This window comes from Helicobacter sp. WB40 (assembly GCF_027859275.1).
Lineage (GTDB): Bacteria > Campylobacterota > Campylobacteria > Campylobacterales > Helicobacteraceae > Helicobacter_D > Helicobacter_D ibis.
Genome location: NZ_JAQHXS010000004.1, coordinates 136,964 through 157,276 on the forward strand (window position 1 = coordinate 136,964; position 20,313 = coordinate 157,276).

Annotated in this window: 15 protein-coding genes and 6 tRNA genes; 18 read left to right on the plus strand and 3 right to left on the minus strand. The window is 35.2% G+C overall.

Going from position 1 to position 20,313, the window contains the following annotated elements:
- Nucleotides 1–5 precede the first annotated feature (5 nt).
- Together rny and PF022_RS04320 are read right to left on the minus strand one after the other, a co-directional pair.
- Nucleotides 6–1,571 (minus strand): ribonuclease Y, encoded by a 1,566-nt coding sequence (rny, locus tag PF022_RS04315; RefSeq protein WP_407081417.1) that lies wholly within the window; start codon nucleotides 1,569–1,571, stop codon nucleotides 6–8.
- Nucleotides 1,480–2,166 carry a 5-formyltetrahydrofolate cyclo-ligase gene (locus PF022_RS04320; protein ID WP_271022902.1) on the minus strand — a complete coding sequence of 229 codons (687 nt, stop codon included), beginning with the start codon at nucleotides 2,164–2,166 and terminating at the stop codon, nucleotides 1,480–1,482. The genes rny and PF022_RS04320 overlap by 92 nt, the downstream gene beginning before the upstream one ends.
- A 279-nt stretch (nucleotides 2,167–2,445) precedes the next feature.
- On the opposite strand from PF022_RS04320, the gene PF022_RS04325 reads away from it, so the two are divergent.
- The 18 genes from PF022_RS04325 to PF022_RS04410 all read left to right on the plus strand — a co-directional run bounded on the left by PF022_RS04325 (nucleotide 2,446) and on the right by PF022_RS04410 (nucleotide 20,092).
- Nucleotides 2,446–2,521 (plus strand) — tRNA-Thr (locus PF022_RS04325).
- A 53-nt stretch (nucleotides 2,522–2,574) separates the two neighbouring features.
- Nucleotides 2,575–2,659 (plus strand) — tRNA-Tyr (locus tag PF022_RS04330).
- Nucleotides 2,660–2,668: 9 nt separating this feature from the next.
- Nucleotides 2,669–2,745, plus strand: a tRNA-Gly gene (locus tag PF022_RS04335).
- A gap of 102 nt (nucleotides 2,746–2,847) precedes the next feature.
- Nucleotides 2,848–2,922: transfer RNA gene (locus PF022_RS04340), tRNA-Thr, on the plus strand.
- A 120-nt stretch (nucleotides 2,923–3,042) separates the two neighbouring features.
- Nucleotides 3,043–4,242, plus strand: coding sequence for an elongation factor Tu (gene tuf, locus PF022_RS04345; protein ID WP_271021657.1), 1,200 nt, complete (start codon nucleotides 3,043–3,045; stop codon nucleotides 4,240–4,242).
- Nucleotides 4,243–4,252: 10 nt separating this feature from the next.
- Nucleotides 4,253–4,423, plus strand: a complete 171-nt coding sequence (gene rpmG, locus PF022_RS04350) for a 50S ribosomal protein L33 (protein ID WP_271021658.1) — start codon at nucleotides 4,253–4,255, stop codon at nucleotides 4,421–4,423.
- A gap of 46 nt (nucleotides 4,424–4,469) precedes the next feature.
- A tRNA-Trp gene (locus PF022_RS04355) sits at nucleotides 4,470–4,545 on the plus strand.
- Nucleotides 4,546–4,570: 25 nt separating this feature from the next.
- Nucleotides 4,571–4,750, plus strand: coding sequence for a preprotein translocase subunit SecE (secE, locus tag PF022_RS04360; RefSeq protein WP_271021659.1), 180 nt, complete (start codon nucleotides 4,571–4,573; stop codon nucleotides 4,748–4,750).
- Between the two features lie 21 nt (nucleotides 4,751–4,771).
- The gene (gene nusG / locus PF022_RS04365) at nucleotides 4,772–5,296 is read left to right on the plus strand and encodes a transcription termination/antitermination protein NusG (protein ID WP_271021703.1); all 525 of its coding nucleotides are present in this window, start codon (nucleotides 4,772–4,774) and stop codon (nucleotides 5,294–5,296) included.
- 23 nt (nucleotides 5,297–5,319) lie between these two features.
- A complete protein-coding gene (gene rplK / locus PF022_RS04370) occupies nucleotides 5,320–5,745 on the plus strand; it encodes a 50S ribosomal protein L11 (protein WP_271021660.1) in 426 nt (141 codons plus the stop codon).
- A 22-nt stretch (nucleotides 5,746–5,767) separates the two neighbouring features.
- Complete coding sequence (gene rplA, locus PF022_RS04375; protein WP_271022904.1) at nucleotides 5,768–6,472, plus strand: 50S ribosomal protein L1; 705 nt, start codon at nucleotides 5,768–5,770, stop codon at nucleotides 6,470–6,472.
- A gap of 92 nt (nucleotides 6,473–6,564) precedes the next feature.
- Entirely contained in the window at nucleotides 6,565–7,047 is a 483-nt protein-coding gene (gene rplJ, locus PF022_RS04380) for a 50S ribosomal protein L10 (RefSeq protein WP_271021662.1), read from the plus strand.
- A 15-nt stretch (nucleotides 7,048–7,062) separates the two neighbouring features.
- A complete protein-coding gene (rplL, locus tag PF022_RS04385; RefSeq protein WP_271021663.1) occupies nucleotides 7,063–7,437 on the plus strand; it encodes a 50S ribosomal protein L7/L12 in 375 nt (124 codons plus the stop codon).
- Between the two features lie 62 nt (nucleotides 7,438–7,499).
- Nucleotides 7,500–16,139, plus strand: a complete 8,640-nt coding sequence (locus tag PF022_RS04390; protein WP_271022906.1) for a DNA-directed RNA polymerase subunit beta/beta' — start codon at nucleotides 7,500–7,502, stop codon at nucleotides 16,137–16,139.
- Between the two features lie 96 nt (nucleotides 16,140–16,235).
- Nucleotides 16,236–16,619: a 30S ribosomal protein S12 gene (gene rpsL, locus PF022_RS04395; protein WP_271021665.1), complete on the plus strand. Its 384-nt coding sequence runs from the start codon at nucleotides 16,236–16,238 to the stop codon at nucleotides 16,617–16,619.
- A 16-nt stretch (nucleotides 16,620–16,635) separates the two neighbouring features.
- Nucleotides 16,636–17,103: a 30S ribosomal protein S7 gene (gene rpsG, locus PF022_RS04400; RefSeq protein ID WP_271021670.1), complete on the plus strand. Its 468-nt coding sequence runs from the start codon at nucleotides 16,636–16,638 to the stop codon at nucleotides 17,101–17,103.
- Between the two features lie 95 nt (nucleotides 17,104–17,198).
- Nucleotides 17,199–19,280, plus strand: coding sequence for an elongation factor G (fusA, locus tag PF022_RS04405; protein WP_271021671.1), 2,082 nt, complete (start codon nucleotides 17,199–17,201; stop codon nucleotides 19,278–19,280).
- A 116-nt stretch (nucleotides 19,281–19,396) separates the two neighbouring features.
- Complete coding sequence (locus PF022_RS04410) at nucleotides 19,397–20,092, plus strand: DUF2726 domain-containing protein (RefSeq protein ID WP_271021672.1); 696 nt, start codon at nucleotides 19,397–19,399, stop codon at nucleotides 20,090–20,092.
- 59 nt (nucleotides 20,093–20,151) lie between these two features.
- Here the strand turns inward: PF022_RS04410 and PF022_RS04415 are convergent.
- A tRNA-Asn gene (locus PF022_RS04415) sits at nucleotides 20,152–20,226 on the minus strand.
- Between the last annotated feature and the right edge of the window lie 87 nt (nucleotides 20,227–20,313).

The following is a 20,313-nucleotide window of genomic DNA, read 5'->3' on the forward strand; positions in this document are numbered from 1 at the left end:
CCCCGCTAACTAGCAATAGCATAAGCCCTTGTTTCTCTTATTGCACTAACTTTTATTTCTCCAGGATATTGCACACTAGATTCAATGTCTTTTGCAATATCTTTTGCTAAGACATGCAAATCGTCATCACTTAAATCGCTTGATTTTACAATTACCCTTACTTCTCTTCCAGCATTTATTGCATAAGCATGCACTACGCCAGCTTTTGTTAATGCTATATTTTCTATCTCGCTAACTCTTCTTAGGTAATTTTCTAGCACCTCTCGTCTTGCACCAGGTCTAGCAGAGCTAAGTGCATCTGCAGCACATACAGCAGCAGCTTCGATACTTTTTGCTTCTTCATTCCCATGATGAGACATGATTGCATTTATTACTATTGGGTGCTCATTGTATCTTCTGCATATTTCAGCACCTAGTTCTACATGCGAACCCTTAAAGTCATGTGTCCTTGATTTGCCAATATCATGCAATAATCCAGCTCTTGTAGCTAGGAGGCAATCACCCCCAAGTTCTGCTGCTATGATTCCTGCTAGATGTGCTACTTCTAGTGAGTGTGCTAGTGCATTTTGTCCATAACTTGCTCTATATTTTAGTTTACCAACTAGTTTTTGGATTTCTGGGTGCATATTATTTAGTCCCAAATCTAATACTACTTGTTCTCCTTCTTTAAAGACTTGAGTTTCAAACTCATCAAAACATTTTTGATATATTTCTTCAATTTTTGCAGGTTGAATCCTGCCATCTTCTATTAGTTGTTCGATAGTTTTAGTGGCTATACTTCTTCTATATAGATTATGGCAACTAACTATTATAGTTCCGGGTGTGTCATCAATGATTATATCCACACCACAGGTCATTTCTAGTGCCTTTATGTTTCGTCCTTCTTTGCCTATTATTTTTGCTTTTAAGTCATCGCTTGGGAGATTTATTGTATTTATTAGTCTTTCTGCTGCAAACTCACCTGCAAAGCGTGAAGTAGCTTGTGCTAGAAGATAGTTTGCTCTTTCTTTTGCATCTTCTTTTGCTTGTGTTTCATATTTTCTTATTATATGCGCAGCTTCTTGTTTGCATTCTTCTTTTAGCTTGTTAAATAATAATTCTTTGGCTTCTTTTTTAGTTAGGCTCACAATCTGTGATAATTGACATGTTAATTCGCTTATTTTTTCTTCATAGTTTGTTTGTAGCTTTTTTATTGCATTTTTTGTTTCTGATATATTTTGTATATCTCTATTTATGCGTTGCTTTTCTTCATTTATGATAGATGTTTCTTTCTCTATTTTTTGAATCTCTTGTAGCTTCTTTCTCTCAAATTCTAGCAGTTTTTGTTCATATTCTTTTTTGTTTTTTAGCTTTTCTGTTTGTATGTTTTTTTCTGCTTCTACTTCTAGCTCTTTAATTTTGATTTTCGATTCTTGTAGCATTTTTTCTGCTTCATATTCTATTGCCTTTGCCTTTGCCTTGGCTTGTTCTAGTAATACACTAGAGTTTGTGTTGAATATTTTGCGTGAAACTAGGTAGCCTCCTAAACCTGCTATTAGTGCTGATGCTACGGAACTTAATGTTACTACTATCATGTATCTTGTCCTTGATTGTTGCAAATGGGGTTATGTATATGCTGGTTTTCACATCGTGATACTGCGTTATTTTAGAGTTGTGATAGTTTAGTGCACGAGATACAAAAATAGTTATTGGTTGTTTTTTGAGATTCATAAAGAATCTATCATATATACCTTTGCCAAAACCTATCCGTCTAAAATCCATATCTATACCTAACACTGGAATAATTGCAATATCTAATTTATTGTTTCTAAATAATGAACCATTTGGTTGATAAATGCCAAAAGCTTGTCTCCCTAGTGGCAGTCTATATTCTACCATTTTCAAATTTATATCAGACATAAATGGTAGAAAAATTTGTGTGTTTTTTTGTTTTTTAAATTTATTTAGCAATTTTAGGCAGTTAAACTCAATATCCAGTGGGAAATATAATAAAATATTGATTCTTGAGTGAGGTTTTCTTTTTTGCTTTTTTAGGTTTGATATTATTTGTTGTAGTAGGATTTCTATTTTTTTGTTTAAAATCAAATCCATATATAGTTTGTTTTGTGAATCTTTTGCTTTGTTTAATCTGTTTTTAAATTTTTGTCTTATTAATTCTTTGGTCATCTTTTGCCTTAACTTTAATTGTATTGTTGGTGTTTTTGCGTTTTTATAAAAATATACAAACTATTATTTTAAGGAGTATTTTACAATCTTTAATAGCACAAATATTATTCAATATTTAGAAGTATGGCATTTGTTAGGTTTTAGAATCTGCAAAGTTTATAAATATGACATTAAGCATAAACCATAGTTTATGTTTATATTGCACAAAAAATATTATTTATTTTCTATAATTTATTGACAAAAGCTATAAAAAGTTGTAAAATGCCTCCTTTAATTTTTGCTGGTGTAGCTCAGTTGGTAGAGCAGCTGCCTTGTAAGCAGCAGGCCGGGGGTTCGAGTCCCTTCACCAGCTCCATAATTTAAGTTCTATTTATTTTTCAGTGTTTGACCAGTTTATAAATTTTCTGTGGTGAGATACTCAAGTGGCCAACGAGGGCAGACTGTAAATCTGCTGGTTCTACCTTCCGTGGTTCGAATCCACGTCTCACCACCATGTAGCCATGCGGGAGTAGCTCAGTTGGCTAGAGCATCAGCCTTCCAAGCTGAGGGTCGCGGGTTCGAGCCCCGTTTCCCGCTCCAATCACACTTGTGATAACTGGGAGCTGATTCTACTTTGCTAATGTTTAGATTCTTAAACAATTAAATTAGACAAATCAGCACACTAAAATAAACGATGTTTATGCCCATATAGCTCAGTGGCAGAGCACTTCCTTGGTAAGGAAGAGGTCGGCGGTTCAATCCCGCTTATGGGCTCCAGTTTTTCGCAATGCATTTTCATTGAATCTTGCTATAAATTTAGATATGGATTCGTGTTTTTGTGTTTGTTTTTTAGGTAGTCTAACTATCAAAACTATATTAATTTTACAGGAGAAGCTTATGGCTAAGGAAAAATATGTTAAATCAAAACCCCATGTAAATATTGGAACAATCGGACATGTTGACCATGGTAAGACAACATTGAGTGCTGCTATTTCTGCTGTTCTATCTACAAAAGGTTTGGCAGAGATGAAAGACTATGACAATATCGATAATGCACCTGAAGAAAAAGAAAGAGGTATTACGATTGCTACTTCTCACATTGAGTATGAAACAGAAAAGAGACACTACGCACATGTTGATTGTCCTGGACACGCTGACTATGTTAAGAACATGATTACAGGTGCTGCTCAAATGGACGGAGCTATCTTGGTTGTTTCTGCTGCTGATGGTCCTATGCCACAAACTAGAGAGCATATTCTACTATCTCGCCAAGTTGGTGTTCCATATATCGTAGTTTTCATGAATAAGCAAGATATGGTTGATGACCAAGAACTATTAGAATTGGTAGAAATGGAAATTAGAGAACTTCTATCAAGTTATGAATTCCCGGGAGATGATACTCCAATTATTGCTGGTTCTGCTCTAAAAGCACTAGATGAAGCTAAAGCTGGTTCTCTAGGCGAGTGGAGCGAGAAGATTATGAAGTTAATGGATGCTGTAGATGAGTATATACCTACTCCAGCTCGTGAAACTGATAAGACTTTCTTGATGCCTATCGAAGATGTTTTCTCAATAGCAGGTAGAGGAACGGTTGTTACAGGAAGAATCGAAAGAGGTGTTGTAAAAGTAGGTGATGAAATTGAAATAGTTGGTATTCGCCCAACTCAAAAGACAACTGTAACTGGCGTTGAAATGTTTAGAAAAGAGCTAGACATGGGTGAAGCTGGTGATAATGTTGGTGTTCTTTTAAGAGGAACAAAGAAAGAAGAAGTTGAGAGAGGTATGGTTCTTTGTAAGCCTGCTTCAATTACTCCTCACAAAAAGTTTGAAGGTGAAATTTATGTTCTTTCAAAAGATGAAGGTGGAAGACATACTCCATTCTTCAATGGATATAGACCACAATTCTATGTAAGAACAACAGATATTACTGGTTCTATTCAATTGCCTGATGGAGTTGAAATGGTTATGCCAGGTGATAACATCAAAATCACAGTAGAACTAATTAACCCTATCGCACTAGAAGAAGGAACAAGATTCGCTATTCGTGAAGGTGGTAGAACTGTTGGTGCTGGTGTTGTTACAAAAATTATTGAATAGGCTGTAAAACATGGCAAAGGGTAATAGAATAAAAATTGGACTTAAATGTGTAGAGTGTGGTGATATAAACTATAGCACCGTGAAAAACGCAAAAACACAAACAGAAAAACTGGAGCTAAAAAAGTTCTGCCCAAGGCTTAATAGACATACAATTCATAAAGAAGTGAAGTTAAAAAGCTAAATTTTAGCGTTATGGATATGGAGAGAATTCTCTATATCCAAATTGTAGGTCAGTAGCTCCAATGGTAGAGCGTCGGTCTCCAAAACCGAGTGTTGGGGGTTCGAGTCCCTCCTGGCCTGCCATATTTGGAATAAAGGAATAAGTATAGTGAAAAAGCTTATTGCATATTATAGATTATCCAAAGAAGAGCTATCAAAGGTAATATTTCCGACAAAAGAGCAAGTTAGAAGTGCTTTTATTTCTGTATTGTTAGTTGTCTCTGTTATTGCTCTATTTTTGGCATCGGTTGATTTCATTCTTGGAAGTTTTGTTTCAAGTATTTTATAATTTTAGGATTTTTTTATGGCTTTGTATTGGTATGCGATTCAAACCTATTTTGGTAGCGAACAAGCTGTTAAAAGAGGTATAGAAAACATAGTTAAAGAGCATCATCTAGAGGACAGATTAACTGATATAGTTGTTCCAACTGAAGATATTATTGAAGTTAAGAATAACAAGAAAAAAATCAGCGAGAGAAGTTTATATCCCGGTTATGTTTTTATTAGGGTTGATTTAGATACTGCTTTATGGCATACAATTCAATCATTACCTAAAGTTAGTAGATTCATAGGCGAAGCAAAAAAACCTACACCGCTAAGCGAAGCAGACATTAACCACATTATAGAAAAAGTTCAAAATCGTGCAGCTCCAAAACCAAAAATTATTTTTGAATCTGGTGAAGTTGTAAGGATTATAGAAGGTCCATTTGCTAATTTTACAGGTATTGTTGAAGAGTATGACATGGAGCATAGAAAGTTAAAGCTAAATGTATCTATTTTTGGACGAAGTACACCTATTGAAATACTTTATTCTCAAGTAGAAAAAATAGTTTAATACACTAAAAACAAGGATAAGTTATGGCAAAAAAAATTGTTGGCGAACTAAAATTGCAAATCCCAGCAGGAAAGGCTAATCCATCACCACCTGTAGGTCCTGCATTAGGTCAGCGTGGTATTAATATAATGGAATTTTGTAAGGCTTTTAATGAAAAAACCAAAGATATGGGAAATTTTAATATTCCTGTTATTATCACGGTTTATCAAGATAAGAGCTTTACATTTGTTACTAAAAAGCCACCTGTTACAGATTTGATTAAAAAGGCAGCTGGAATCCAAAAAGGTTCTGATAATCCTCTAAAAAATAAAGTTGGTAAGCTTACAAAAGCACAAGTTTTAGAGATTGTAAAGACAAAAATGGACGACTTGAATGCTACTTCAGAAGAAGCAGCAATGAAGATAGTTGAAGGAAGTGCTCGAAGCATGGGCATTGAAGTTGTAGATTAATAAAGACGCGTTGGAGTATAAAATGGCAAAAAAATTAACAAAAAGAATGCAAAATCTTCTAAATAAAGTTGATTGCAAGAAAATATACGATATCACAACCGCCTCTGCATCAGTAAAGTCTCTAGCTTCTGCAAAGTTTGATGAAACTGTAGAGATTGCGTTAAACCTTGGTGTTGATCCAAGACATGCTGATCAGATGATTCGTGGTGCTGTTGTTTTACCTAATGGGACAGGTAAAAGTGTGCGTGTAGCAGTATTTGCAAAAGGTGCTAAAGCTGATGAAGCTAAAGCTGCTGGTGCTGATGTTGTTGGTGATGATGATTTAGCAGAGCAAATCAAAGGTGGAGATTTGAACTTTGATATGGTAATTGCAACACCAGATATGATGGCATTAGTTGGTAAAGTAGGTAGAATCTTAGGACCAAAGGGATTAATGCCAAATCCAAAAACTGGCACAGTTACAATGGATATTTCAAAAGCTGTTAGTAATGCAAAAAGTGGTCAAGTAAATTATCGTGTAGATAAAAAAGGTATCATTCATGCACCTGTTGGTAAGGCTAGTTTTGATGCTAAAAAGCTAGAAGAAAACATTATAGCACTTGTTAAAAATATTAATAAGCAAAAACCAGCAACAGCTAAGGGAAAATATATCAAAAATGCAACTTTATCACTAACGATGAGTCCCTCATTGATGCTCGATATTCAAGAGCTTGCTGATATGAAATAATTTATTCTTGTTTTTATCTTAGACTAATGACTATAGGGGCTTTTTAAGCTTAAACTTCCCTATATAAGTCTTTCGTCTGAAAGGAGGTTAATATGACAAAAGCAGAAAAAACGGCGTTAATTGAAAAATTAGCTGGTGAGTTTAAAGCTTCAAATGCAATTATTGTTTGTGATTATAAAGGCTTAAGTGTTAGAGAGCTTGAATCTCTAAGAGCTAGTGCTAGAGAAAAGAGTGCAAAAGTTCAAGTTATCAAAAACACATTAGCTTCTATTGCGTTAAAGCAAGTTGGAATCGAAGACTTAGAGCTTAAAGAAAACAATATATTTGTTTGGAGTGAAGATCAAATTTCATTAGCAAAAGCAGTTTGCAAGTTTTCAGATTCTGTTGGTGGTAAGCTAGTAATAAAATCTGGATATTTTGAAGGAAGTTGTGTAGATTCAAAACACATCGAAGCAGTTTCTAAACTACCTTCTAAAGAAGAGCTTATTGGTATGTTGCTATCTGTATGGACTGCACCGGCGAGATATTTTGTTACTGGACTTGATAATTTAAGAAAACAAAAAGAAGAACAATAATTTAAGGAGATAAAAATGGCAATCACAAAAGAAGATGTTTTAGAATACATTGGTAACCTTTCTGTAATGGAACTTTCAGAGCTTGTAAAGGCTTTTGAAGAGAAATTTGGCGTTTCTGCTGCTCCTACTGTTGTAGCAGGTGCTGCGGCTGCAGGCGGTGGTGCTGCTTCTGAAGAAAAAACAGAGTTCGACATTATCCTTACAGATAGTGGAGATAAGAAAATCAATGTAATTAAAGTAGTAAGAGAAGTTACAGGACTTGGCTTAAAAGAAGCAAAAGACGCAGTTGAGCAAACTCCATTTACGGTTAAAGAGGGAGTTAAAAAAGAAGATGCTGATGCTATCAAAGCTAAATTTGAAGAAGCAGGTGCAAAAGTCGATATTAAATAATTTTTTGAGGGACTTATGCTCCCTCATTTTTCTTCCAAAATTCTACATATAAGGTAACGAATATGCCAGTAAATTTAAAATCAGGAAACAGACTAAGAGTAGATTTCACAAAGATTCCTCAAAATATAGGAGTTCCAAATTTATTACAACTTCAAAGAAATAGTTATGATACTTTTTTGGTGGCTAAAGATGGCGGAGAATCTGGAATTGAAAAGGTATTTAAATCAATATTTCCTATACATGATACACAAAATCGTATAAGCTTAGAGTATGCTGGGTGTGAATATGGTAAGCCTAGATATACGGTTAGAGAAGCTATGGAGAGGGGACTTACATATTCTATTCCATTAAAAATCAAAATAAGATTAGTGCTTTGGGAGAGAGATGAGAAAACGGGCGAAAAACTAGGAATCAAAGATATTAAAGAGCAAAGCATATTTGTAAGAGAGATTCCTCTAATGACAGATAGGACTAGCTTTATTATTAATGGTGTTGAGCGGGTTGTTGTAAATCAGCTACATAGAAGTCCGGGCGTTATATTCAAAGAAGAAGCTTCAACAATATCAAACAAACTTGTTTATATGGGACAAATAATACCAGATAGAGGATCGTGGCTATATTTTGAATATGATGCAAAAGACATATTATATGTTAGGGTTAATAAAAGAAGAAAAGTGCCAGTAACGATTCTGTTTAGGGCATTGGGATATTCTAAGCAAGATATTTTAAAGACATTCTACCCTCTATTAGAAATCAAGGCAAAAGGTGGCAAGTATCTAATTTCATTTGATCCAAATGAATTTGTAGGTCGTGTTGAGTTTGATATTAAAGATGCTAAAGGGAATCTTTTAATTGTTGCAGGCAAAAGATTGACTGCTAAGAAAGCAAAAGCTTTACAAGATGACAAAATAAATATGATAGAGTATCCTGGTGATATCTTGGTAAATAGATACTTAGCAAAGCCTATTGTTGATAAAAATGGAGAAGTAATTTTTGATGCTCTAACTTTAATGGATGAAAGTAAGCTTAAAAAATTAGCCGAGCTTGGTATTAATGACTTTGTAATTGCAAATGACTTGGCAAATGGAGTTGATTCTTCTATTATTAATTCATTTATAGCAGATGCAGAATCTTTGAAGCTTTTAAAGCAAACAGAAAAGATAGAAAATGAAAATGATCTAGCTATGATAAGAATCTACAAGGTTATGAGGCCGGGTGAGCCTGTAACCAAAGAAGCAGCAAAGCAATTTATTCAGCAACTATTCTTTGATCCAGAAAGATATGATCTAACACCCGTTGGTAGAATGAAGATGAATCATAAGCTTGATTTGAGCGTCCCAGAATATGTAACAGTTCTAACTCATGAGGATATAATTAAGACGGTTAGATATTTAATGCATGTAAAAAATGGTCAAGGTAGAATTGATGATAGAGATCATTTAGGTAATAGAAGAATTAGATCTATTGGTGAGCTTTTGGCCAATGAGCTTCACATGGGCTTGGTTAAAATGCAAAAAGTAATAAGAGATAAACTCTCTACAATAAGTACTGGATTAGAAGAGCTCATGCCTCATGATTTAGTAAATTCTAAAATGATAACAAGTACTATTTTGGAGTTTTTCACAGGTGGGCAACTATCTCAATTTATGGATCAGACAAATCCGCTATCAGAGGTAACTCATAAAAGAAGACTTTCCGCACTTGGCGAGGGTGGATTAGTAAAAGAGAGAGCAGGATTTGAGGTAAGAGATGTGCATCCTACTCATTATGGGAGAATCTGTCCTATTGAAACACCAGAAGGTCAAAACATTGGTTTGATTAATACTCTATCGACTTATGCTAAAGTAAATGAATTAGGTTTCATAGAAGCTCCTTATAGAAAAGTTGTTGATAAAAAAGTAACTGATGAGATTGTATATCTTACAGCTACACAAGAAGAAGGTGCTGTAATCGCTCCTGCTAGCACAATCTTAACTAGTGATAATATGATCAAAGAAGATATAGTAGAAGTAAGAAAAGATGGCGAAATTATTCTTATGGAATCTTCAAAAGTTGATTTAATTGACCTTAGCCCTAGAATGGTGGTTGGTGTTGCAGCAAGCCTTATTCCTTTCTTAGAGCATGATGATGCTAACAGGGCTTTGATGGGTTCTAACATGCAACGACAAGCTGTGCCTCTTTTGCGCCCTAGTGCTCCAGTTGTTGGAACAGGTATAGAAAAGATTGTTTCAAGAGATTCATGGGAAGCTATCAAAGCTAGCAGAGGTGGTGTGGTAGAGAAAATAGATGCAAAGAATATCTATATCTTAGGTGAAGATGAAAATGGTGCATTTATTGATCATTATTCATTACAAAAGAATCTAAGAACAAATCAAAACACTTCATTCTCTCAAATTCCTATAGTAAAGGCAGGAGATGTCGTAAAGGCAGGAGATGTAATAGCAGATGGTCCAAACATGGATCAAGGAGAATTAGCACTTGGTAAAAATATCCGTGTGGCCTTTATGCCTTGGAATGGATATAACTTTGAAGATGCGATTGTTGTAAGTGAGAAATTAATAAGAAATGATGCATTCACTTCGATTCATATTTATGAAAAAGAAATTGAAGCAAGAGAACTAAAGCATGGTGTAGAAGAAATCACAAGAGATATACCAAATATAAGAGAAGAAGAGTTAGCCCATCTTGATGATAGTGGTATAGTAAAAATTGGAACTTATGTAAGTGGCGGTATGATTCTAGTTGGTAAAGCTTCTCCAAAAGGAGAGGTAAAGCCAACTCCAGAGGAAAGATTGCTTAGGGCTATCTTTGGCGAGAAAGCAGGTCATGTTGTAAATAAATCTCTCTATTGTCCTCCAAGCTTAGAAGGAACCGTAATAGATGTAAAGATATTTACTAAAAAAGGCTATGACAAGGATAAAAGAGCAATTGATGCCTATGAATCTGAAAAGGCTAAACTTGACTTAGAACACCATGATAAACTGCTTATGTTAGATAGAGAAGAGAGTTTAAGAATAGGATTTATACTATCTAAAGAAAAGCTAACTTCAAATGCGAAAATAGGTGATGTAGAGTATAAAAAAGGCAAAATAATTCCAAAAGAAGAGTTAGAAAAAGTCAATAGATTTGCTATGGCTACTTTGATTAAAAGTTATCCAAAAGAGATTCAAAGTAAATATGAAACAATAAAAGCAAATTTCTTGGAGCAAAAAAAGACACTAAGCCAAGAGCATGAAGAAAAACTAGCTGTAATAGAAAAAGATGATATTCTGCCAAGTGGAGTTGTGAAGCTTGTTAAAATCTATGTTGCAACAAAGAGGAAGCTAAAAGTTGGTGATAAAATGGCAGGAAGACATGGTAATAAAGGTATCGTGTCCAATATTGTCCCTGAAGTGGATATGCCCTATACAAAAGATGGTCGCCCTGTTGAGATAGTACTAAATCCTCTAGGTGTTCCTAGTCGTATGAATATAGGGCAGATTTTAGAGGTGCATTTGGGATTGGTAGGTAAGCAATTAGGAGATCAAATAAGTGCGGTCTTTGAGAATGAAAAAAGCAAGTGGGTTGGTCTTCTAAAATCTAAAATGCAAGAAATCGCAGATACATCTGGCATGAAAGATACAAAGAAATTCATTGAATCTTTAAGCGATGATGAATTAATCGAGTATGCTAGAGATTGGAGTAAAGGTGTTAAGTTTGCTACTCCTGTGTTTGAAGGTGTAAATGAGCAAGAATTCAAAAAGCTATTTGCATTAGCCAAGATAGATTCTGATGGTAAGACAGAGTTGTATGATGGTAGAACCGGCGAAAAAATGATCGAAAGAGTAAATGTCGGATATATGTATATGTTGAAACTTCACCACTTAGTAGATGAGAAAGTTCATGCAAGAAGCACTGGTCCTTATAGTCTTGTTACCCAACAACCAGTTGGTGGTAAGGCGCTATTTGGTGGTCAGAGATTCGGTGAGATGGAAGTGTGGGCTTTAGAGGCTTATGGTGCTGCACACACTCTAAAAGAAATGCTTACTATAAAGTCCGATGATGTAGAAGGAAGGGTAAAAGCATATAAAGCAATCACAAGAGGTGAGGCAGTAAAAGAATCTGAAATTCCAGAGACATTCTATGTTCTAACTAAAGAACTGCAAAGTTTAGCATTAGATGTAAATGTGTTTGTAAAAAACAAAGATGGAATAAATGAACCAGTAGTTATAAAAGAAAATGAAAGACCACGAGACTTTAATGCATTCCAGCTTCTACTTGCTAGTCCAGAGAAAATCAAAAGTTGGAGTAATGGTGAGGTTAAAAAGCCAGAGACAATTAATTATAGGACACTAAAGCCAGAAAGAGATGGATTGTTTTGTGCAAAAATATTTGGTCCCGTAAGAGATTATGAATGTCTATGTGGCAAATATAAAAAAATGCGTTATAAAGGTGTAGTGTGTGAAAAATGTGGTGTAGAAGTAACAAGCTCTAAGGTCAGAAGATCTAGAATGGGGCATATTGAGCTTGTAACTCCGGTTGCACACATTTGGTATGTAAATTCTTTGCCAAGTAGAATTGGAACTCTTCTTGGTGTAAAAATGAAAGACTTAGAAAGAGTGCTTTATTATGAAGCATATATTGTAAAAGAACCCGGAGAGGCATTCTATGATAATGAAGGAACAAAGCCGGTTGCTAAGTATGATGTATTAAACGAAGAACAATACCAAAGCCTTTCTCAAAGATTCGAACATGCTGGATTTGTAGCACAAATGGGTGGAGAAGCTGTTAAGGAATTGTTAGAAGGGCTAGATTTGGTTGATTTAATAGCGGAGCTAAAAGAGGCTATAAAAGCAACAAGTTCTGAAGCGAAAAAGAAGACAATAATTAAGAGACTAAAAGTTGTAGAAAGCTTTGTAGTATCAGGTGAGCAAAACCGCCCAGAATGGATGATGCTAACAATACTACCAGTTCTTCCACCAGATTTAAGACCGCTTGTAGCGCTAGATGGCGGTAAATTTGCTGTAAGTGATGTAAATGATCTTTATAGAAGAGTTATAAATAGAAACCAAAGATTAAAGCGTTTAATCGAGCTTGATGCACCAGAGATTATCGTTAGAAACGAAAAAAGAATGCTTCAAGAATCTGTAGATGCACTATTTGATAATGGCAGAAATGCAAATGCTGTTAAAGGAGCGAATAAACGCCCACTTAAATCACTATCAGAGATTATTAAAGGTAAGCAAGGAAGGTTTAGACAAAACTTACTTGGTAAGAGAGTTGATTTCTCTGGGCGTTCTGTAATTGTTGTAGGACCGAATTTAAAAATGGACGAGTGTGGATTGCCTAAAAATATGGCTTTAGAATTATTTAAGCCACATATTCTAGCCAAGTTAGAGGAGAAGGGCTATGCTACAACTCTAAAACAAGCTAAAAAAATGATCGAGCAAAAGAGCAATGAAGTGTGGGAGTGTCTGCAAGAAATAGTAGCAAGTTATCCTGTGATTTTAAATCGTGCTCCAACATTGCATAAGCAGTCGATTCAAGCTTTCCACCCAAGACTTATAGATGGTAAGGCTATACAATTACATCCGCTTGTTTGTGCTGCATTTAACGCAGACTTTGACGGGGATCAAATGGCTGTGCATGTTCCACTTTCGCAAGAAGCAATTACAGAGTGTAAGCTATTAATGCTAAGCTCTATGAATATCTTGCTTCCAGCAAGTGGTAAGGCAGTAACTGTTCCTAGTCAAGATATGATTTTAGGACTTTACTATCTATCTTTAGAAAAAGAAGATGTAAAAGGTGAGCATAAATTGTTCTCAAATATAGACCAAATATACATTGCACTAGAATCTGGTGTGGTTGATATTAGTGCTAAGATTAGAGCATTTTGTGATGGAAGAATCATAAACACAACAATTGGTAGAATGATTCTAAAATCAGTGTTGCCTGACTTTGTGCCTGTAAATTTGTGGAATAAGGTATTAAAGAAAAAAGATATTGCAACTTTAATTGACTATGTGTATAAAGAAGGTGGAGTTGGTATTACGGCTAGTTTCTTAGATGATTTAAAGAATCTAGGATTCAAATATGCGACAAAAGCAGGTATTTCAATTTCTGCAGATGATATTATCGTGCCATCTGATAAGAATAAAGTAATAGAAGCAACTAAGAAAAAGATAAATGAGATTCAAAGTCAGTTTAGTTCTGGTTTATTAACAGAGCAAGAAAGATATAACAAAATCATCGATGTTTGGACAGATACAAACAACTCTCTTGGTAATTCTATGATGAAGCTTATTGAGAATGATAAAGCAGGATTTAACTCCATTTATATGATGGCAGATTCCGGTGCTAGAGGTAGCGCAGGACAAATTAGGCAGCTTTCAGCCATGAGAGGTCTAATGGCAAAGCCTGATGGAACTATTATTGAAACGCCTATTACTTCTAACTTTAAAGAGGGGCTTAATGTGCTAGAGTATTTCATCTCTACACACGGAGCAAGAAAGGGTCTAGCAGATACAGCACTTAAGACTGCAAATGCTGGTTATCTAACAAGAAAGCTAATTGATGTTAGTCAAAATGTAAAAATTGTAATGGAAGATTGTGGGACAAACGAGGGTATCGAAATTACAGATATAGCAGTTGGTAGTGAGCTAATTGAAGAATTAGAAGAGAGAATTTTTGGTAGGGTTGTAGCAGAAAATGTAATTGACCCTATTACCAATGAAGTTCTAATTGCTGAAGGCGTTATGATAGATGAAGAAAAGGCTAAGAGAGCAAAAGAAGCAGGAGTTAAATCTGTTGTAATTAGAACTCCTGTAACTTGTAAAGCAGAAAAAGGCGTATGTGCTAAGTGTTATGGACTAAACTTAGGAGAGGCTAGAATCTCTAAAGTTGGAGAGGCAGTTGGGGTTGTAGCTGCACAATCTATTGGTGAGCCTGGAACACAGCTAACGCTTAGAACATTCCACGTTGGTGGAACGGCAAGCAGAAGCCAAGAAGAAAGACAAGTAGTAACAAACAAAGAAGGATTCATTAGATACTACAATGTAAAAACCTACAAAAATAGAGAAGGTAAAACAATAGTATCAAATCGTAGAAATGCAGCTATACTGCTTGTAGAGCCTAAGATTAAAGCACCATTTGAAGGTGAGCTTAAAGTCGATGTGATATACGATGAAGTAATAGTCTCTGTAATAGGTAAAAAGCAAACTGCAAAATATGTCCTAAGAAAGAGCGATGTAGCAAAGCCTAATGAGTTAGCAGGTGTAACTGGTAATATAGAAGGCAAATACTATATACCTTATGCAAGTGGGCATTATGTAAGAGATGAGGGGAGTATTGTGGATATCATTAAAGATAGCTGGAATATACCACATAGAATCTCTTATGCAAGTGAGCTGAAAGTAAATGATAACGATCCTATAGTTCAAAAAATATATGCAAAAGCTGATGGCGTTGTTAAGTATTACTATTTGCATGGTGATCATTTAGAAAGATATCATGATGTAAAAGAGGGGGCGAAAGTTAATGAAAAAGGGTTGTTTGCAGTAATAGCAGATGAGTATGATCAAGAAGCAACAAGGCATTATATAGCTAGAGATTCTATTATAGAGCTTGGCGATAATAGCAAGGTATCAAGGGATGCACTAATTGCTAGACCAGAGGTAGATGAGCATGTTGTAATTGCTGATTGGGATCCTTACTCAAATCCTATCATAGCTGAAGAGAAAGGAACTATCAAGTTTGAGGATATTATACCGGGAATTACAGTATCTGAACAGACAGACGAGCTAACAGGACAAACTAGACTTGTGGTTAATGAGTATATAGCAAGTGCGTATAAGCCAACTTTAGTATTATCAACAGGTAATGGAGGGCTAATAAGATATGCATTGGAGCCAAAAACAGCCATATTTATAAATGATGGTGCTAAAGTTGAGATGGCAGATATCTTGGCAAAAACTCCTAAAGCACTTGTAAAATCTAAGGATATCACAGGTGGTCTTCCTAGGGTTTCAGAACTATTCGAAGCTAGAAAGCCAAAAGATCCTGCTGTGCTAGCTGAAATAGATGGTGTTGTGAATTTTGGTAAGCCAATACGCGGAAAAGAGAGACTTGTAATTACAGCAAGCGATGGTAGAAGCGTTGAGTATATGATAGATAAGTCAAAGCAAATTTTGGTACATGAAGGCGAGTTTATACATGCTGGAGAGGCTCTAACTGATGGCGTAGTAGCTAGTCAAGATATACTAAGAATCGGTGGAGAGAAGGAGCTTTATAAATATATTGTAAGTGAAGTTCAACAAGTGTATAGAAGACAAGGGGTTAGTATTGCAGATAAGCATATAGAAATAATCGTATCGCAAATGCTAAGACAAGTAAGAATCTATGATAGTGGCAATACAAAATTCATAGAGGGTGATTTAGTTAGTAAGAGACATTTTAGAGAAGAAAATGCAAGAATTATCAAAATGGGCGGAATCCCTGCTATCGCAGAGCCTGTGTTGCTAGGTATCACGCGTGCTGCTATTGGAAGTGATTCTGTTATTTCTGCGGCTTCTTTCCAAGAGACAACAAAAGTCCTAACTGAAGCAAGTATTGCAGCTAAGACAGATTGCTTAGAGGATTTAAAAGAAAATATAGTGCTAGGCCGTATGATACCGGTAGGAACTGGAATCTACAAGGATCAGAAGATAAAAATCAAGGAGAATTAAGGTTAGTTAAACCTTAATTTAAGGAGAATAAAAGCAGATTGCATGTAAAATCCGCTTCATTTTCTCTATTGAAGATATTTTTAGGAAGGAAAAAAAGTGCCAACGATTAATCAATTAATTAGAAAAGAAAGAAAAAAGGTTATAAAGAAGTCAAAATCTCCTGCTTTGGTGGTTTGCCCTCAAAGAAGAGGTGTTTGCACTCGTGTTTATACTACAACACCTAAAAAGCCAAACTCTGCTTTAAGAAAAGTAGCTAAAGTTAGACTAACAAGTGGCTTTGAGGTGATTAGCTATATTCCCGGTGAGGGACATAATTTGCAAGAACACTCGATAGTTCTAATTCGTGGTGGTAGGGTAAAAGATTTACCGGGTGTTAAGTATCACATTATTCGTGGTGCGTTGGATACTGCTGGTGTTGCTAAAAGAACAGTATCTCGTAGTAAGTATGGTGCAAAGCGTGCTAAGAGTGATTCAAAATAGTAAGTGAGGTAATTAAATGAGAAGAAGAAAAGCTCCGCAAAGAGAGGTATTGGGAGATCCAATCTATAACAACATTGTTGTAACAAAGTTCATTAACAAGATGATGTATGATGGTAAAAAAAGTGTAGCTGAAAAAATCATATATGCTACTTTTGAAAAAATTGAAGAAAAAACAAAAGAAAAAGGTATTGAAACTTTTGAAAAAGCATTAGAGAAGGTTAAGCCTCTAGTGGAAGTAAGAAGCAGACGCGTTGGTGGTGCTACTTATCAAGTTCCTGTTGAAGTTCGTCCTGCAAGACAGCAGTCTTTATCTATCAGATGGCTTTTAGATTCTGCTAGAAAGAGAAATGAAAGAACAATGGTTGAAAGACTAGCAAATGAATTAATTGATGCAGCAAACGAAAGAGGTGCAGCATACAAAAAAAGAGAAGATGTGCATAAAATGGCAGAAGCCAATAAAGCATTTGCACACTATCGTTGGTAATTATCTATGCTTAAGAGGATTGCTTATTGCCCTCTTTTAGCATTTTCTACGATTTCTATTGAAACTCAAAAAATATTTATCCCAAAGGAATAAAAATGGCAAGAAAAACCCCGTTGCATAAGATTAGAAATATCGGTATTGCAGCTCACATTGATGCTGGTAAGACTACTACATCAGAAAGAATCTTGTTTTATACAGGTGTGAGCCATAAGATTGGTGAGGTGCATGATGGTGCAGCTACAATGGACTGGATGGAGCAAGAAAAAGAAAGAGGTATTACAATTACTTCTGCGGCAACAACTTGTTTTTGGAAAGATTATCAAATAAACCTAATTGACACTCCCGGACACGTGGATTTTACTATTGAAGTTGAAAGATCTATGCGCGTTTTAGATGGGGCTGTTGCTGTGTTTTGTTCTGTTGGTGGTGTGCAACCTCAAAGTGAAACTGTTTGGAGACAAGCTAATAAATATGGTGTTCCAAGGATCGTATTTGTAAATAAAATGGATAGAATTGGTGCAAACTTCTATAATGTAGAATCTCAAATTGCAAATAGACTTAAGGCTAAGCCAGTTCCTTTAGTGATTCCTATTGGTGCTGAAGATAGCTTTAAAGGTGTAGTAGATCTTATAGCTATGAAAGCGATTGTTTGGAATGATGAATCTATGGGTGCAAAATATGACATAGAAGAGATACCAGCAGATTTAGTAGAAAAAGCAAATGAATATAGAGAAAAACTTTTAGAATCCGTTGCAGAGCTTGATGAAGCTACTATGGAAAAGTATCTTGGCGGAGAAGAGCTAAGTGTAGAGGAAATTAAAGCAGGAATCAAAAAGGGTTGTTTAGCAATGGAGATTATCCCTATGCTTTGTGGTTCAAGCTTTAAAAACAAAGGCGTGCAAACACTGCTAGATGCAGTTGTAGAATATTTACCAGCTCCAACAGAAGTTGCTGACATTCGTGGTGTAGATCCAAAAGATGAAGAAAAAGAAATTAGTGTTAAATCTACTGATGATGGTGAGTTTGCAGGTCTAGCATTTAAGATTATGACAGATCCATTCGTGGGACAGCTAACTTTCGTGCGTGCTTATCGTGGTATGTTAGAATCGGGAAGCTATGTGCTTAACTCTACAAAAGGCAAAAAAGAAAGAGTTGGAAGACTTCTTAAGATGCACTCAAATAAAAGAGAAGATATTAAAGAGGTGTATGCAGGGGAGATTTGTGCGTTTGTTGGATTAAAAGAGACGCTAACAGGTGATACTCTATGTTCTGAAAAAGATCCGGTAATTTTAGAGAGAATGGAATTTCCAGATCCGGTTATTTCTATCGCAGTTGAGCCAAAAACAAAGGCAGACCAAGAAAAAATGGCATTAGCTTTAGCAAAACTAGCCGAAGAAGACCCAAGCTTTAGAGTGCATACAGATGAAGAATCAGGTCAGACAATCATCTCTGGTATGGGTGAGCTTCACTTAGAAATTATTGTAGATAGACTAAAAAGAGAATTCAAAGTAGAAGCAGAAGTAGGACAACCACAAGTTGCATTCCGTGAGACTATCCGCCAAAGTGTAGAGCAAGAGTGCAAGTATGCTAAGCAATCAGGTGGTAGAGGACAATATGGACATGTATTTATAAAAGTTGAACCACAAGAACCTGGCAAAGGATATGAGTTTGTTAATAATATCTCTGGTGGTGTTATCCCTAAAGAATATATTCCAGCAGTTGATAAAGGTATCCAAGAGGCAATGCAAAATGGTGTGTTGGCAGGTTATCCGGTTGTTGATTTTAAAGTTACTCTTTTTGATGGTAGCTACCATGATGTAGATTCAAGTGAAATGGCGTTTAAGATCGCTGGTTCTATGGCATTTAAAGATGCTTGTAGAAAGGCAGGGGCTGTATTGCTAGAGCCTATGATGAAGGTTGAAGTTGAAGTTCCTGAAGAATATATGGGTGATGTAATTGGTGATTTAAATCGTAGAAGAGGACAGATTAATTCAATGGATGATAGAATGGGATTAAAGATTGTAAATGCTTTTGTACCATTAGCAGAAATGTTTGGATATTCTACTGATTTGCGTTCTGCTACACAAGGTAGAGGAACATATACTATGGAATTTGACCATTATGGAGAGGTTCCAAGTAATATCGCTAAAGAAATCATGGAAAAGAGAAACGGATAGAGATTTAGCATTTTTGCTAAATCTTTAGTGCTATGGAAATAATAAATATTAAAAACTGCTACCTATATATTTGTAAGGATAATTGCTGCATAATCAAAAATTAAAGGTTTGAATCTATGAAAAAAATTATCCAAGAAATCGAAAGCGGACTTATAACTTCTAATAGACTTGTTAATAAAGCAACATATGAGCTCCAGCAATATAATAACGAACTTGAAGCATTAAAAAAGTTGCAAATAGCTGCACAAAACTATGAAAATAAAAAATTTATACAAAGTAAAAAGATCATTAATGGAGAAGAACAACAATGTATGTTAGCCTTAAAAGAACTACTGCCAGATAAAGATATTTTTACTCAAATATCAGTTTCAGCTCTAATTAATATACCAAACGAGTTTAAGGACGAATATGCTGGGCTTCGTCAATATTATGATAAGCTTTATGTTGATTTTGTTGTGTGTGATTATTACAAACCAAGAGTGATTGTTGAATATCAAGGTAGCGGACATTATGGCAATGAATATGTGCAAGACAACATAAAAAGAGGTGTTGAGTTGAGAGATTTTATTAAAAAGTGCATATTTGAAATGGCAAAAATTCCACTTTTAGTTGTTGATATAAATGATTTTACAAAAGATCAAGCATTTAAAGTCACTATGGATAGTTTTACAAAATTAAGTCAAAATAAAAATAGTAAAGAACCAGCTTACAATGAATATAGAAAGGTCGCAACAGACTATTATATGGAATTGAAAGTAAATATAAAAAAGTATTTGGAAGCTGAGTTGCATAGATTAAATATAATAAACTAAGCAGTATCGATTGGCTTTAATTTATAAGTAAAAGTATTGAGATTGATTTAATGGATTAGTGGCTCCGGATGTAGGATTCGAACCTACGACCAAGCGGTTAACAGCCGCCTACTCTACCGCTGAGCTAATCCGGAATGTAAAAAAGAAATGAGATTATAGTAAAAAAATAATTTTGTGTCAAGAAAATAGTATGTTTGTTGTTTTAGCTTGAAAAAAGTGTG

Bases quoted from the DNA above. Each gene is read 5' to 3' on its own strand.
- rplA (WP_271022904.1), top strand. From the start codon at position 5,768: ATGGCAAAAAAATTAACAAAAAGAATGCAAAATCTTCTAAATAAAGTT.
- PF022_RS04390 (WP_271022906.1), top strand. From the start codon at position 7,500: ATGCCAGTAAATTTAAAATCAGGAAACAGACTAAGAGTAGATTTCACA.
- rplL (WP_271021663.1), top strand. From the start codon at position 7,063: ATGGCAATCACAAAAGAAGATGTTTTAGAATACATTGGTAACCTTTCT.
- rplK (WP_271021660.1), top strand. From the start codon at position 5,320: ATGGCAAAAAAAATTGTTGGCGAACTAAAATTGCAAATCCCAGCAGGA.
- PF022_RS04410 (WP_271021672.1), top strand. From the start codon at position 19,397: ATGAAAAAAATTATCCAAGAAATCGAAAGCGGACTTATAACTTCTAAT.
- tuf (WP_271021657.1), top strand. From the start codon at position 3,043: ATGGCTAAGGAAAAATATGTTAAATCAAAACCCCATGTAAATATTGGA.
- fusA (WP_271021671.1), top strand. From the start codon at position 17,199: ATGGCAAGAAAAACCCCGTTGCATAAGATTAGAAATATCGGTATTGCA.
- rpsG (WP_271021670.1), top strand. From the start codon at position 16,636: ATGAGAAGAAGAAAAGCTCCGCAAAGAGAGGTATTGGGAGATCCAATC.
- rpmG (WP_271021658.1), top strand. From the start codon at position 4,253: ATGGCAAAGGGTAATAGAATAAAAATTGGACTTAAATGTGTAGAGTGT.
- rplJ (WP_271021662.1), top strand. From the start codon at position 6,565: ATGACAAAAGCAGAAAAAACGGCGTTAATTGAAAAATTAGCTGGTGAG.
- PF022_RS04320 (WP_271022902.1), bottom strand. From the start codon at position 2,166: ATGACCAAAGAATTAATAAGACAAAAATTTAAAAACAGATTAAACAAA.